At 63.3% G+C, this 14172-nt stretch carries 13 protein-coding genes; 7 read left to right on the forward strand and 6 right to left on the reverse strand.

Features of this window, described 5'->3' with window-relative positions:
• Window positions 1-189: 189 nt before the first annotated feature.
• A complete protein-coding gene (fdhA, locus tag B0G81_RS11840; protein ID WP_106308190.1) occupies window positions 190-1389 on the reverse strand; it encodes a formaldehyde dehydrogenase, glutathione-independent in 1200 nt (399 codons plus the stop codon).
• Between the two features lie 290 nt (window positions 1390-1679).
• Here fdhA and betI point away from each other — a divergent pair, with 290 nt between their 5' ends.
• From betI to B0G81_RS11875, 7 genes are all read left to right on the forward strand, one after another.
• A complete protein-coding gene (gene betI / locus B0G81_RS11845) occupies window positions 1680-2267 on the forward strand; it encodes a transcriptional regulator BetI (protein ID WP_106280839.1) in 588 nt (195 codons plus the stop codon).
• 42 nt (window positions 2268-2309) lie between these two features.
• Window positions 2310-3779: a betaine-aldehyde dehydrogenase gene (gene betB / locus B0G81_RS11850; protein WP_134135549.1), complete on the forward strand. Its 1470-nt coding sequence runs from the start codon at window positions 2310-2312 to the stop codon at window positions 3777-3779.
• Window positions 3780-3790: 11 nt separating this feature from the next.
• Window positions 3791-5476 (forward strand): choline dehydrogenase, encoded by a 1686-nt coding sequence (gene betA, locus B0G81_RS11855; protein ID WP_134135551.1) that lies wholly within the window; start codon window positions 3791-3793, stop codon window positions 5474-5476.
• 157 nt (window positions 5477-5633) lie between these two features.
• Window positions 5634-6800 carry a class C beta-lactamase gene (gene ampC, locus B0G81_RS11860; RefSeq protein WP_134135553.1) on the forward strand — a complete coding sequence of 389 codons (1167 nt, stop codon included), beginning with the start codon at window positions 5634-5636 and terminating at the stop codon, window positions 6798-6800.
• Between the two features lie 17 nt (window positions 6801-6817).
• On the forward strand, window positions 6818-7219 hold the full coding sequence (locus B0G81_RS11865) for a cupin domain-containing protein (RefSeq protein WP_134135555.1): 402 nt from the start codon (window positions 6818-6820) through the stop codon (window positions 7217-7219).
• Window positions 7220-7338: 119 nt separating this feature from the next.
• On the forward strand, window positions 7339-7848 hold the full coding sequence (locus B0G81_RS11870; protein WP_134135557.1) for a lysozyme: 510 nt from the start codon (window positions 7339-7341) through the stop codon (window positions 7846-7848).
• Between the two features lie 11 nt (window positions 7849-7859).
• Window positions 7860-8288, forward strand: coding sequence for a hypothetical protein (locus B0G81_RS11875; protein WP_243856432.1), 429 nt, complete (start codon window positions 7860-7862; stop codon window positions 8286-8288).
• Window positions 8289-8291: 3 nt separating this feature from the next.
• Here B0G81_RS11875 and B0G81_RS11880 read toward each other — a convergent pair whose 3' ends face one another.
• The 5 genes from B0G81_RS11880 to B0G81_RS11900 all read right to left on the reverse strand — a co-directional run bounded on the left by B0G81_RS11880 (window position 8292) and on the right by B0G81_RS11900 (window position 14169).
• Entirely contained in the window at window positions 8292-9710 is a 1419-nt protein-coding gene (locus B0G81_RS11880) for an MFS transporter (RefSeq protein WP_134135563.1), read from the reverse strand.
• A gap of 154 nt (window positions 9711-9864) precedes the next feature.
• Window positions 9865-10128: a hypothetical protein gene (locus B0G81_RS11885; protein WP_116121511.1), complete on the reverse strand. Its 264-nt coding sequence runs from the start codon at window positions 10126-10128 to the stop codon at window positions 9865-9867.
• A gap of 57 nt (window positions 10129-10185) precedes the next feature.
• Window positions 10186-10842: a sarcosine oxidase subunit gamma gene (locus B0G81_RS11890; RefSeq protein ID WP_134135566.1), complete on the reverse strand. Its 657-nt coding sequence runs from the start codon at window positions 10840-10842 to the stop codon at window positions 10186-10188.
• Entirely contained in the window at window positions 10832-13834 is a 3003-nt protein-coding gene (locus B0G81_RS11895) for a sarcosine oxidase subunit alpha family protein (protein WP_134135568.1), read from the reverse strand. Before B0G81_RS11895 ends, B0G81_RS11890 begins: the two co-directional genes overlap by 11 nt.
• Window positions 13831-14169, reverse strand: coding sequence for a sarcosine oxidase subunit delta (locus tag B0G81_RS11900; RefSeq protein WP_134135571.1), 339 nt, complete (start codon window positions 14167-14169; stop codon window positions 13831-13833). Before B0G81_RS11900 ends, B0G81_RS11895 begins: the two co-directional genes overlap by 4 nt.
• Window positions 14170-14172 lie beyond the last annotated feature (3 nt).

Here is a 14172-nt window from a genome sequence, read left to right on the forward strand (position 1 = left end):
ATAGATTGACGGCTTGAGTGCGCAGCCGCCGCAAATACAAACGCGTTGAGCGGTTTTCCGTTCAACGCGTTTTTTGTGGGTCAACCACTTCGGCTTCAGCTGCTCACCTTTCCGCCCGACGACGGCGCAGCGCTGCGCGAGACTGCGCAGGCAGTCCCGCCGCCACCTCATGCCGCGCTCAAGCCACGATCAAGCCGCCTTCAGCAAGCCATGCGGATCGATCACAAACTTCTTCGGCGCGCCGCCATCGAACTGACGATAACCATCAGGCGCCTGGTCGAGCGACACCACGGTCACGTTGACGATATCCGCGATCGGCAAACGGTCCCACAAGATCGCCTGCATGAGATTGTGGTTGTACTTCATCACTGGCGTCTGCCCGGTATGGAACGAGTGCGACTTGGCCCAGCCCAGACCGAAACGGATGCTCAGGCTGCCTTTGCGCGCGGCGGCGTCGGCGGCGCCCGGATCGTCCGTGACGTACAGGCCTGGAATGCCGATCGCACCCGCGGCCCGGGTGATCTCCATCAGCGAGTTGAGCACGGTGGCCGGTGCTTCCTCGTGCGATCCGCTGCTGCCGTGGCCGTGCGCTTCGAAGCCGACGCAGTCGACCGCGCAGTCCACTTCAGGCTTGCCGAGAATCTGCTCGATCTGCTCGCCCAGCGTGGCGTCCTTCGACAGATCGATGGTCTGGAAGCCCATCTTGCGCGCGTGCGCGAGACGCTCCTCGTTCATATCGCCGACGATCGTGCAGGCCGCGCCCAGCAAGCGCGCCGAAGCAGCCGCCGCCATGCCCACCGGACCCGCCCCCGCGATATACACGGTGGCGCCGGGCTTCACGCCTGCCATCACCGCGCCGTGGTAGCCGGTCGGCAGAATGTCGGAGAGACACGTGAGGTCGCGGATTTTCGCCATGGCCTGCGCATGGTCGGGGAATTTCAGCAGATTGAAGTCGGCGTACGGCACCAGCACGTATTCGGCCTGGCCGCCGATCCAGCCGCCCATGTCCACGTAACCATAAGCGCCGCCGGCCCGCGACGGATTCACGTTCAGGCACACGCCGGTATGCTGCGCCTTGCAGGTCGGACAGCGGCCGCAGGCTACGTTGAACGGCACCGAAACGAGATCGCCGACCTTCAGCGTTTCGACGTCGCGGCCCACTTCGATCACCTCGCCGGTAATCTCGTGGCCGAGCACGAGGCCGACTTCGGCCGTCGTGCGGCCGCGCACCATGTGCTGATCGGAGCCGCAAATATTCGTGCTCACCACCTTCAGAATCACGCCGTGACCGATCGACCGGCCACGCGGATCGACCATCTTCGGAAAGTCGATCGACTGCACTTCCACCTTGCCCTGCCCCAGATACACGACGCCGCGATTGCTGCTCATTGTCTGTCTCCATGTCTTGTGAGCGGCGCGCCCGGTTCGCCCGGTTCGTCAAAAGCACGCCGTTCAACGAGCGTAGCGCCCGGTGAACCAGGCGCATGTGCCGAACGCGACATGGGTTTGGTCGGAACCGACACGGTGAGCGGAGCCTTGCCCACCCTGCCGCGGATGGTTTTTTATTGATTGACCGTTCAATATAAAAAACCTAACATGGCCGTTCGAATCCACCTGGACGGATTGCTTTCATCTAACGCAGTCCGCCCGCAGTCAACGCCAACAACAGCGCCCGCACCATGCCCAAACTCGGAATGCGCGAAATCCGCCGCGCGCAGTTGATCGACGCCACGCTCCACACGATCGACCAGACCGGTCTCGCGGGGGCCACGCTGGCTTCGGTCGCGCAGCGCGCGAGCATTTCCACCGGCATCGTCAGCCACTATTTCGGCGACAAGGACGGCTTGCTCGAAGCCACCATGCGTCACGTGCTGCGCGACTTGTGGCAGGCCACGTCACGCAGGCGCCGCGCGGCGAAAGCGGACCCGCGCTCGAAATTACGCGCGGTGGTCGCCGCGAATTTCGACGCCGAACAGACCAGCGGCCCGGTCATGAAAACCTGGCTCGCGTTCTGGTCCGAGAGCATGCACAAGCCGGCATTGCGGCGGCTGCAGTACGTGAATACGCGCCGCCTGAACTCGAATCTGTGCGCGGATTTTTCCAAAGCCATGCCGCGTGCCGCGGCGCGCCGTGCGGCGAGCGGCCTCGCGGCGCTGATCGACGGCCTGTGGCTGCGCGGCGCGCTCTCGGGCGAGCCGTTCGACACCAGAGCCGCGCTGCGCGTGGCCAACGACTATATCGATCTGGTCCTCGCATCGCACGAGTAAGCACAGGATCCGACCGGCGACACATTCAGAAAGGAGTTAGTCATGGCGGTATTCGCAACGCAACGTCTCTATATCGGCGGCGTGTACGTCGACGCCACCAGCGGCGAAACCTTCGACACGCTCGACCCCGCCACCGGCGAAACGCTCGCGAGCGTGCAGCAGGCCTCGGCGGCCGACGTCGATCGCGCCGTACGGTCCGCGCAGGAAGGCCAACGCGAATGGGCCGCGCTCACGGCCATGCAGCGTTCGCGCATTCTGCGCCGCGCCGTCGAGCTTCTGCGCGAGCGCAACGACGAACTCGCCGCGCTCGAAACGCGCGACACCGGCAAGCCGATCGCGGAAACCCTCGCGGTGGATATCGTCACCGGCGCGGACGTGATCGAGTACTATGCGGGCCTCGCCACTGCGATCGAGGGACAGCAGATTCCGTTGCGGCCCACGTCGTTCGTCTATACGCGGCGCGAACCGCTGGGCGTTTGCGCGGGAATCGGCGCATGGAACTACCCGATCCAGATCGCGTGCTGGAAGTCGGCGCCCGCGCTCGCGGCCGGCAACGCGATGATCTTCAAGCCGAGCGAGATCACGCCGCTGTCGGCGCTGAAGCTCGCCGAGATCTATACCGAAGCCGGCGTGCCCGCAGGCGTGTTCAACGTCGTGCAAGGCGACGGCCGCGTCGGCGCGATGCTCGCCGCGCATCCCGACATCGAGAAAATTTCGTTCACCGGCGGCGTGGAAACGGGCAAGAAAGTGATGTCGATGGCGGGCGCTTCGTCGCTGAAAGAAGTGACGATGGAACTCGGCGGCAAGTCGCCCCTGCTCGTGTTCGACGACGCCAATCTCGAACGCGCCGCCGACATCGCGATGAGCGCCAACTTCTTCAGCTCCGGCCAGGTCTGCACCAACGGGACACGCGTATTCGTGCAACGCGGCGTGCTGGAGCGCTTCGAAGCGCTGGTGCTGGAACGCGTCAAGCGCATTCGCGTGGGCGCGCCCACCGACGCGGCCACCAACTTCGGGCCGCTGGTCAGCGCCGCGCAATTGCACAAGGTGCTGGGCTATATCGAAAGCGGCAAGCAGGAAGGCGCGCGGCTCGTGGCAGGCGGCAAGCGTCTCACCGAAGGCCACTTCGGCAACGGCCAGTATGTCGAGCCGACGTTTTTTGCCGACTGCCATGACGACATGCGCATCGTGCGCGAAGAAATTTTCGGGCCGGTGATGAGCATTCTCGTTTTCGACGACGAAGACGAAGCCATCGCGCGCGCGAACCACACCGCTTATGGTCTTGCCGCAGGCGTCGTGACCGAGAACCTGGCGCGCGCGCATCGCGTGATTCATCGACTGGAAGCCGGCATCTGCTGGATCAACACGTGGGGCGAGTCGCCCGCGGAAATGCCGGTGGGCGGCTACAAGCAATCGGGCGTGGGCCGCGAAAACGGCATCACCACGCTCGAGCACTACACGCGCATCAAGTCCGTGCAGGTCGAACTCGGCCCGTATCAACCGGTGTTCTGAGGAGACGCGCAATGGCTGCGAACGAATACGACTACATCATCGTGGGCGCAGGTTCGGCGGGTAACGTGCTCGCCTCGCGTCTGACCGAAGACGCGGACGTGACCGTGCTGCTGCTCGAAGCAGGCGGCCCGGACTACCGCTTCGACTTCCGCACGCAGATGCCGGCCGCGCTCGCCTTTCCGCTGCAAGGCAGGCGCTACAACTGGGCGTACGAAACGGACCCCGAGCCGCACATGAACAACCGGCGCATGGAATGCGGGCGCGGCAAGGGGCTCGGCGGATCGTCGCTGATCAACGGCATGTGCTATATCCGCGGCAATGCGCTCGATTACGACGGCTGGGCCGCGCACTCCGGTCTGGAAAACTGGACCTATCTGGACTGTTTGCCGTATTTCCGCAAGGCCGAAACGCGCGATGTGGGCGCGAACGCCTACCACGGCGGCGACGGCCCGGTGCACGTGGCCACCAGCAAGCCCGGCAACAATCCGCTCTTCGCCGCGATGGTCGAAGCCGGTGTGCAGGCCGGCTTTCCACGCACCGACGATCTGAACGGCTATCAGCAGGAAGGTTTCGGTCCGATGGATCGCACGGTCACGGCGAACGGCCGGCGCGCCAGCACGGCGCGCGGTTATCTCGATCGCGCGAAGTCGCGGCCGAATCTCACCATCGTCACGCACGCCGTGACGGATCGCGTGCTGTTCTCCGGCAAGCGCGCGGTCGGCGTCGCGTATCTGCATCACGGCAATGCGATGAATGCGCAGGCACGCCGCGAGGTGCTCGTGTGCAGCGGCGCGATCGCGTCGCCGCAGTTGCTGCAACGCTCGGGCGTGGGCCGCTCCACGTGGCTGCGCGAACTCGACGTGCCGCTCGTTCACGACCTGCCCGGTGTCGGCGAGAACTTGCAGGACCATCTGGAGATGTATATCCAGTACGAGTGCAAGGAGCCGGTTTCGCTTTATCCGGCATTGCAGTGGTGGAATCAACCGGCTATCGGACTCGAATGGCTGGTCAAGGGCACGGGAATCGGCGCGAGCAATCAGTTCGAGGCAGGTGGCTTTATCCGCACACGCGATGACGATCTGTGGCCGAACATTCAGTATCACTTCCTGCCGGTCGCGATCAATTACAACGGGTCGAACGCCATCAAGATGCACGGCTTCCAGGCGCACGTCGGTTCGATGCGCTCGCCGAGCCGCGGCCGCGTGAAGCTCACGTCGCGCGATCCGAACGCGCATCCGAGCATCCTGTTCAACTACATGGCCGATCCGCTCGACTGGCGCGAGTTCCGCGACGGCATCCGCATCACGCGCGAGATCATGCGGCAACCGGCGCTCGACCGTTATCGCGGCCGCGAACTGAATCCCGGCGCCGAACTGACCACCGACGAGCAACTCGACACGTTCGTGCGCATGCGCGCGGAGACGGCGTTTCATCCGTCGTGTTCATGCAAGATGGGCTACGACGACATGGCCGTGGTCGATAACGAGGGCCGCGTGCACGGCATGGAAGGGCTGCGCGTGGTGGACGCGTCGATTATGCCGCGCATCACGACCGGCAATCTGAACGCGCCGACCATCATGCTGGCCGAGAAGATCGCTGACCGGATTCGCGGACGCGAACCGCTGGCGCGGGTGGATACGCCCTACTTCGTGGCGAATGGCGTGGCATCGAGAAAGCGGGAGACCGCGACGGTTTGACGTGACGCCGTTGTCCGCGCATAAGATTTTCTTTACCCGCGCGCAACTTATCCTCGATTGTCAGTGTCTGGCAAAAGCCGGATAGTGCGGCCTCAAGGCGTTTCAAAGAATCTTTTGGAGCGCCTCCGCCGACAGACAACCCAGGAAAACGCGAGAGATGAAGTTCAAAGCCCTCAGCCTCACGGCAACCGTGGTCTTTGCGTTGAACGCTCCCATGAGCCACGCAGCCGATACCACGCAAGACAGCATTAAACGGACGGTCGACGCGGCGATCCAGCCGCTCATGGCGCAAGACGGTATTCATGGCATGGCGGTCGGCATTGTTGTCGCGGGCAAGCCTTATGTGTACAACTACGGCGTGGCGTCGACGGAAACCAACAAGCCCGTAACGCGCGACACGCTGTTCGAACTCGGTTCGATCAGCAAGACCTTCACGGCGACGCTCGCTTCGTATGCGCAGGTCAACGGCGATCTTTCCCTGTCGGATACGACGAGCAAGTATTTGCCCGTGCTTCAGGGCAGTCCGTTTGGCAACGTGAAACTGGTCAATCTGGGCACGCATACACCTGGCGGGCTGCCCTTGCAAGTGCCGGACGACATCCATAACAACGACGAACTCATGCAGTATTTCAAGGCATGGCAGCCCAGTTGCGCGCCGGGCACGTGCCGGACTTACGCTAATCCCGGGATCGGCACGCTTGGATTGATTACCGCAAAGAGCATGGGGCAGGATTTCACGGCGTTGATGGATCAGCGCATGTTTCCTGCACTGGGTTTGAAAAACAGTTATATCGATGTCCCGACAGCACGGATGCCGGACTACGCGCAAGGCTACAAGAAAGACGGTGCGCCGATCCGCATGGCACCCGGCGTGCTTTCCGCCGAAGCCTACGGCGTCAAATCCACCGCTGCCGACATGACACGCTTCATGCAGGCCAACATGAATCTGCTTCAGCTCGACGCAAAGTTGCAACGCGCGATCACCGATACGCACACGGGCTACTTCAAGGCCAGTGTGTTGACCCAAGATCTGATCTGGGAGCAATACGCGTATCCGGTCGCGCTGAAGACATTGCTGGCGGGCAATTCATCGTCGATGGCTTTAAAGGCGACGCCCGCGGTCGAAATCAAGCCGCCGCTCGCTCCTCGTTCAAACGTGTGGATCAACAAGACGGGTTCGACCAATGGGTTCGGTGCGTATGTGGCTTTCGTGCCTGAGAAGCAGTTGGGCATTGTGCTGCTGGCCAACAAGAACTTCCCGAACGAGGATCGGGTGGCTGCTGCTTATGAGATTCTGACGGCGCTTGCTGAGGCCGCGCCTTGAAGAGGGGCGACTCGATCATGAACAGCTTGCGCTGCGTGCCGTTGATCGTTGCGGTCCTCATCACGCTGCCTTCGGCCAATGCCGGCGAAAAGGCGCCCGACGCCAAACAGACCGTGGTGCTTCAACGTGTCCCCGTTCCGGGAACCGATCGCGAAATGGGCATGGGCATCGCCGAATTCCCGCCCAATGCCGTCAAGCCGAAGCACAAGGCAACCGGGCCAGAGGTCGCCTATGTGCTCGAAGGTGAAGTCACGGTGCAGGTCGAGGGGCGACCGGCGCAAGTGGTCCACGCCGGCGAGAGTTACAGGATGCCGGCGAACGTCGTTCATGTGACGAGCGCCGGACCCGCGGGCGCGAAAGTGTTGGCGACGTGGGCCTGGGTGCCGGGGAAGCCGTTTAATATTCGCGCTCGGAATTGAATTAGAAAATGAGATCGGGGTGGCTACCGCTCCCATATCGCGTCACCTATTCATTTTGATAGGTGTTATCGCACGCGCATCGCCTTCTATACTCGTCCCCGTTTTTGAGGAGGTAGAGAATGCCCGGTGCCAATGACAGCATGCGGATGAGTGCAGCCGGCTATGCAGCCTTACGATTCAACGAGGGCGTTGTGATGCGGTACTACAATGATGCGCCGGCGAACGGCAATTGCACGTGGGGCATCGGTACGTTAGCTCACCTGGGGCCATGCACGCAGGAAGAATTGACGCGAACTGTTCTTCCGGAGCAGGTCAACGCCGTGCTTCAATCTCGAGTACGCGATGCGGAGCGCCGCGTTAAGGCAATTGTCACGGAGCGTCAGTTGACGCAGGCGCAATTTGACGCCGCCGTATCGTTCGCGTACAACTCGAGCAACGTCAATACCAGGCAGACGCTTTCACCTGCAAATGACGGCAATATGAGGGGCGTGGTTTCACAAATGATGAGTAACGTAATGATTACCCCACGCAGGCCGGATGGTAGCGCACTGGGGCCTGCGCAGCGCAGTCAGGGACTTGTGAATCGGCGCATGCGCGAGTCCGCTCCATTCCGGCAGCCTGCGCAATGAAAGCCCGTCAGTTGGGCGCGGCCATCGCGCTGATTCTCTCGACCGGACTCGCTGGCGCGCAACAGGGCGCGTCGGAGACAACACCGTCTGCGGCGGGATTCGCGGGCAAATGGGTGGTGACTGATGTCGTGTCCTATTCCCCTGTCTCGGCGGGTATCCCTGAGGCGAGGCGAATCCTCGGGAAGGTTCTGACGATCTCGCCAACGCGTATCGAGTTCAATAACCAGAACTGCACGCCGCATAACGGCTTTGTGGTCAGTGAGGTGGACAGCGCCGCGAAGTTGAAAGAGCTTTACGACGTCTACCCGCCAGATGTCGGCCTGCCTGCGCGCACCGCGTTGCTGGACAGCGCGAACTGTACGGCCGTTTTCCGCATGGCCGATAACCGTATCGCATTCGGTTGGAACGGCGTCATGGTGCGTGCTATCCGCAAGCAATAATCTTCACTCCCGCACCGGATTCAACCCCCCTCGCGCATCCGCCTCAACCGCCTCCGACACCAGCGTCTCGAGCGCCAACCCGCGCGTCTCGATGCCCAAAATCCAAACCGCCGCCGCCGCGATCACAAAACACATTGCGCCGAGCGAGAACACGCCGCCCTGGCCGAACATCGGCAACACCACGCCCACCACGTAAGGTCCGATCAGCGAACCCACGCGGCCAATCGCCGACGCGAAGCCCGAACCCGTCGCCCGCGCACCGGTTCCGTACAGCTCAGGCGTATAGGTGTACAGCACCGCCCACATCGCGAACAGAAAGAACTGCATTGCCAGCCCGGCGCAGATCAGCAAGGTCGGCGTCTGCGCGTGCAGCGCGGTTTGTCCATAGACGTAGGCCATCACCGCGCTGCCCGCGAGCGACGCGATGCAAGTCGGCTTACGCCCCCAACGTTCGACCAGCCACGCCGCGCAAATAAACCCGGGAATCCCGCCGAGCGAAATCAGCACCGTGTACAGCACCGACTTCGTCACCGCAAAGCCTGCCTGCTGCATCAAAGCGCCGAGCCACGACGTCAGCCCATAGAAACCGAGCAGCGCGAAGAACCATAGCGTCCACACCATGATCGTGCGGCGCCGGTAAGCCATGCTCCAGATCTCGCGGAACGCCCCCGTGCCCTTGGCGGCCGGCGGTTCTGCAAGCACGACGGGCGCGCGCAACTGGCTCAGCCCGGCCGCTTTCATCACCTTCACTTCGACCTCGGCAAGAATCTTGTCCGCTTCATGGAGACGTCCGCGATGTTCGAGCCAGCGCGGCGACTCCGGCACGACGCGACGCACGATCAACACGAATACAGCAGGAATCGCGAGGAGCGCGAACTCCGTGCGCCAGCCGAACGTCGGCAAGACGAAGTACGACACCACGCCCGAGGTAATGAAGCCGAGCGGCCAGAAACCATCCATCAGCGCGATCAGACGGCCGCGCGACGCAGCCGGCACGAACTCCGACAACAACGTCTGCGCAATCGGAAACTCCATGCCCATGCCGAAGCCAAGCAGCACGCGATAAAAGATCAACGCTTCCACGCTCTGCGCCGTCGAGCACAGATACGACGCGAGCCCCCACAACACCATGCTCCACTGAAACACAGGCCGGCGTCCGAAGCGATCCGCCAGCAATCCCGCGATCGCCGCGCCGATCACCATGCCGAAGAAACTCGCGCTGGCCACCAGCCCCGCCGTCGCGGTCGATAAGCCGAACTCGGTCTTGATCGAACCGAGCACGAAGGTCATCGTGCCGAGATCGACGGAATCGAAAAAGAACGCGATGGCGATGATGATAAAAATGGTCCGGTGATAACCGGAGAACGGCAGTCGTTCGAGTCGGGCAGCAGCGCTCGCGCGCGGCGGATAGGCGGTGGACATGTCATCCCCTGGTGGATGCGGCGCTTGCCGCGTGGGTACTCCTGAGTGTTTTCAGTAGACGCCGACATAAATCGGCCACATAGAAGAAATACGTCATCGGGATGGAACGGGTGCGCCGCTCCATGCGCGGCGACGGCGGCGGCAATAGAGATGCTCAGGCCCGCAGACGCGCCCGCGCGGCGCCGGCAATGCGCGCGAGCGCATCCGCGCTCAACCGTGCGGCGATTCGTTCGACGTATTCATGATGACGCGCCTGCAACGGCGCCCCGAGTTGCTGCGCGAGGAGATAACGGATCAGCGCAATGCGCCGATGGCGCAGCACGATGCTCTGATCGAGCAGCGCGAGCGCGGCATGGGCATCGCCTTCGTGGCACGCGCGCTCGGTGAGGCGCGCGGTGGCTAGACGTGTCGACGTCATGTCGAATATCGAGGGATGAAACGCGCGAGCGGTTCGAACAGGACCGCTCGCCGCGCTTTACGACATCAGCGGCTCGGCTGCGTCGAGCATCATCTTCACGAAGTAGTCCGCGAAGCTGCGGCGCACGACGATATCGAAACTGCTCGCGCCGGTAGGCAGGAGCGTCATCGATGCCTTGAAATAATGGCTCTGCGCGCACTGCCCTTCGCCAAACATTTTGGGGTGCAGGTCGAGCGGGCAACCGCGCGACAGCACTTCACGCGTGCGCGTGCCGCTGATTTCGAGCACCGTATAGCCGCTGCCGATATCCACCGCCGAAGCGAACACGCCCGCGAACGCCGCGCCGAGTTTCGCCTGCAACGGCGCGGTGCGCGTTGCGTCGTGCGCGGTGGCCGAGCGCACCAGCCATTCGTCCGGACCGAGCCACATTCCGTCGTAGCCGTTGCCGCGCGCCACCGTGTTCGCCTTCTCAGGCGGACGGCAGCCGAGCACGCTTTCAAAGGCGCGCACGAACGCGGCGTCACGCGTATCGCCGCGCACGTTCACGAGTTCCAGAAACGGCCGCTCGTTCAATCTGAACGCTGCGTTGGCCGTCGCCTGATGCTTCTTCAGCAGCGCGTCCGTGCCGACCAGCGGCGACTCCTGCCATACGCCCGTCTGTCTGCCGACAGCACGATCCACGACCGACGCCGTCCCTCTCGTTTCATTCCACATGTTGACGTGCTCCTTCGCTGTCGTAGAACACCGAACTGGTGACCTTCGCTGCAATCTGTTTGCCGCTCGAAAGCGGGATCGTGACCGTTTCGCCGATCTTGTCGAGACCACCCTTGACGACCGCCATCGCGATCGAACGCTTCAGGATCGGGCTGTAGTAGCTCGACGTGACGTGGCCGAGCATTGCCGCCGTCTCTCCCTGGAATGGGCCCGCGACGATCTGCGAGCCTTCGGGTATCACGAACGACGGATCGTCCGAGAGCAAGCCGACCAGTTGCTTGCGCCCTGCCTTCGCGGTGTCCGAGCGGGTCAGCGAACGCTTGCCGAGAAAGTCCTTCGATTTCGCGACGAGCCCGCCCATGCCGAGGTCGTACGGCGTCATCGAGCCGTCCGTATCCTGGCCGACGATGATGTAGCCCTTCTCCGCGCGCAGCACATGCATGGTTTCGGTGCCGTACGGCGTGATGTCGAACTCCGCGCCCGCCGCCATCAACGCTTCCCACACCGCTCGCCCGACGTTCGCCGGCACGTTCACTTCATACGCCAGCTCGCCCGAAAAGCTGATGCGCATCACGCGCGAGGCCGCGCCCGCTACCGTGCCTTCGCGATAGCTCATGAACGGGAACGCCGCATTCGCGAAGTCGATGTCCTGGCAGACCTTCTGCAGTACCTTGCGGCTGTTCGGACCGACCACGGCGAAGGTCGCCCAATGATCCGTCACCGACGCGAGCCGCACACGCATGTCCGGCCATTCGGTCTGCAGCCAGCGCTCGAGCCACGTCAGCACGCGCGCCGCGCCGCCGGTGGTGGTCGTCATCATGTAGTGCTGGTCGGCGAGGCGCACGGTCACGCCGTCGTCGAAGATCATGCCGTTCTCGTCGAGCATCAAACCGTAGCGGCACTTGCCGACCTCGAGCTTGCTCCACGGATTCGTGTAGACCCAGTTCAGCAGCTTCGCAGAGTCCGGACCCTGAATATCGATCTTGCCGAGCGTGGAAGCATCGAGAATACCGACGCTCGTACGCACCGCGAGCGATTCGCGCGCCACTGCCGCGTGCATGTCTTCGCCCGCTTTCGGGTAGTACCACGGACGCTTCCAGTTACCCACGTCCTCGAAAGCCGCGCCGTTTTCCACATGCCATTCGTGCACCGCCGTCTTGCGCACCGGATCGAGAAACTCGCCCAGCTCACGGCCGGCGAACGTGCCGAAGGTGACAGGCGTGTAGTTCGGACGGAAGGTCGTGGTGCCGGTCTCGGGAATCGTCTTGCCGAGCGCCTGCGCGAGAATCGCCATGCCGTTGATGTTGCCGAGCTTGCCCTGGTCGGTGCCGAAACCCATCGCCGTATAGCGCTTCACGTGCTCGACCGATTCGAAGCCCTCGCGCGCCGCGAGGAAAATATCGGCGGCCGACACGTCGTTCTGGAAATCGATGAACTGCTTCGGCCCGCGCGTGGCCATCTCGCGGCCGCCGACCAGCCACAGCGGCTGCATCTTCGCTTCCGTGATCTCGGCCACCTGCACCGGATTCGGCCGCGCGACGATGAAGCCCGCCGCGCGCGCCGCGTCGATGCCGGCATCGACTGCAAAGCGGATGCCCTGACCCAGCGTGAAGTCGCCGGCACAGGCGCCGACGCTCGTCTCCGGCTGCATCGCCTTGCCCGGCACGAAGCAGGCCTTCTCGTCATGCCAGTGCGCCTTGCCGCCCGATTGCGCGAACAGATGCAGCACCGGGCTCCAGCCGCCGGACATGGCGAGCAGATCGCAGGCGAGTTCGCTCTGCTTCGCACCGACCTGTCCGTTCGAATACGACGCGATATCCACCGACGCCACGCGCAGTTTGCCGTGCGCCGCCGTGATCACGACACCGTTCATCACCTTGACGCCGTAGCGGCGTGCCAAAGCGGGCAGCGTGCCCTTCGATTCGCTCGCACGCGGATCGACCACTGTCACCTGGGCGCCGGCTGCTTTCAGATCGAGTGCGCATTGATAGCCGTCGTCGTTATTGGTGAACACCACCGCGTTGCGGCCCGGCAGCACCGCATAGCGATGCAGATAGGTCGACACGGCCGACGCCAGCATCACGCCCGGCAGATCGTTGTTGCCGAACACGATGGGACGCTCGTGCGCGCCGGTCGCGAGAATCACGCGTTTCGCGCGGATCTTCCACATCAGTTCGCGCGTGCCCTTGCGCTGCGACACCGGCAAATGTTCGGTGAGCCGCTGCGTCACCGTCACGAGGTTGTGGTCCTGATAGCCGAATGCCGTGCTGCGGCACAGGATCTTCACTTCGGGCATCTGCCGCAGTTCGTCTTCGATCTTCTGCACCCAGTACAGTGCGGGCTTGCCGTCGATCTCCGCGCGGCACGACAGCAGCGAGCCGCCGAGTTCCGGCTGATCGTCGACCAGCGTCACGCGCGCGCCGGACAATGCGGCGGCGTGCGCGGCCGCGAGGCCGGTCGGGCCACCGCCCACCACCAGCACGTCGCAATGCGCAAAACACTTGTCGTAGCGATCGGCGTCCGTGTGTTCCGGCGCCTTGCCGAGGCCGGCGGCGTCGCGGATCACTTCTTCGTACTTCGGCCAGAATTTGCGCGGCCACATGAAGGTCTTGTAGTAGAAGCCGGCCGGAATGAAGCGCGCGAACTTCTGGTTGACCGCCATGCGGTCTTTCTCGATGCTCGGCTTCGCATTCACGCTGGTGGCGACCAATCCTTGATACAACTCGACCTCAGTCGCGCGCGCATTCGGCACCGTGTACGCGCCGGTTTCGAGTTGCACGACCGCATTCGGTTCCTCCACGCCCGCCGTGACGATGCCGCGCGGCCGATGGTATTTCCAGCTGCGCGCGACGAAATGCTCGCCGTTCGCGAGCAGCGCCGATGCCAGCGTGTCGCCCTGATAGCCCTGGTACTGCCGGCCGTTGAAGGTGAACGTCAGCGGCTGGGCGCGATTGATGCGGCCGCCGTTGGGGAGTCGGTCTTTCTGGCTCATGATGCCTTGCCCTCTTGTGCCTTGTTTTGTGCCGTGCTTTGCGTGTTAGCCTCGGCGCTGTCCACGGCGAGCAACGGACGCTCGAACGTCTCGTAGCCCTGGATCTCGTAGCTCACCGTGTCGCGCTGCGCCTTGAACCAGCGGCGGCAGCCTTGCGTGTGCATCCATTGCTCGCGATGCACGCCGCGCGGATTCTTGCGCATGAACAGGTAGTCGCCCCATTCCTTGTCGGTGAGTTGGTCGGTGTCGAGCGGACGGGCAATGTCCGCTTCGCCGCCGCAGGAAAATTCGGTTTCGGCGCGCGGCCCGCACCACGGGCATTCGATCAATAGCATTGG

The organism is Paraburkholderia sp. BL6665CI2N2, assembly GCF_004366535.1.
Lineage (GTDB): Bacteria > Pseudomonadota > Gammaproteobacteria > Burkholderiales > Burkholderiaceae > Paraburkholderia.

What these genes read in the sequence shown, in the direction of transcription:
- betA (WP_134135551.1), top strand. Translation starts at nt 3,791, where the DNA reads ATGGCTGCGAACGAATACGACTACATCATCGTGGGCGCAGGTTCGGCG.
- B0G81_RS11895 (WP_134135568.1), bottom strand. Translation starts at nt 13,834, where the DNA reads ATGAGCCAGAAAGACCGACTCCCCAACGGCGGCCGCATCAATCGCGCC.
- B0G81_RS11880 (WP_134135563.1), bottom strand. Translation starts at nt 9,710, where the DNA reads ATGTCCACCGCCTATCCGCCGCGCGCGAGCGCTGCTGCCCGACTCGAA.
- B0G81_RS11865 (WP_134135555.1), top strand. Translation starts at nt 6,818, where the DNA reads ATGAACAGCTTGCGCTGCGTGCCGTTGATCGTTGCGGTCCTCATCACG.
- ampC (WP_134135553.1), top strand. Translation starts at nt 5,634, where the DNA reads ATGAAGTTCAAAGCCCTCAGCCTCACGGCAACCGTGGTCTTTGCGTTG.
- fdhA (WP_106308190.1), bottom strand. Translation starts at nt 1,389, where the DNA reads ATGAGCAGCAATCGCGGCGTCGTGTATCTGGGGCAGGGCAAGGTGGAA.
- B0G81_RS11885 (WP_116121511.1), bottom strand. Translation starts at nt 10,128, where the DNA reads ATGACGTCGACACGTCTAGCCACCGCGCGCCTCACCGAGCGCGCGTGC.
- B0G81_RS11870 (WP_134135557.1), top strand. Translation starts at nt 7,339, where the DNA reads ATGCCCGGTGCCAATGACAGCATGCGGATGAGTGCAGCCGGCTATGCA.
- betI (WP_106280839.1), top strand. Translation starts at nt 1,680, where the DNA reads ATGCCCAAACTCGGAATGCGCGAAATCCGCCGCGCGCAGTTGATCGAC.
- B0G81_RS11890 (WP_134135566.1), bottom strand. Translation starts at nt 10,842, where the DNA reads ATGTGGAATGAAACGAGAGGGACGGCGTCGGTCGTGGATCGTGCTGTC.
- B0G81_RS11900 (WP_134135571.1), bottom strand. Translation starts at nt 14,169, where the DNA reads ATGCTATTGATCGAATGCCCGTGGTGCGGGCCGCGCGCCGAAACCGAA.
- betB (WP_134135549.1), top strand. Translation starts at nt 2,310, where the DNA reads ATGGCGGTATTCGCAACGCAACGTCTCTATATCGGCGGCGTGTACGTC.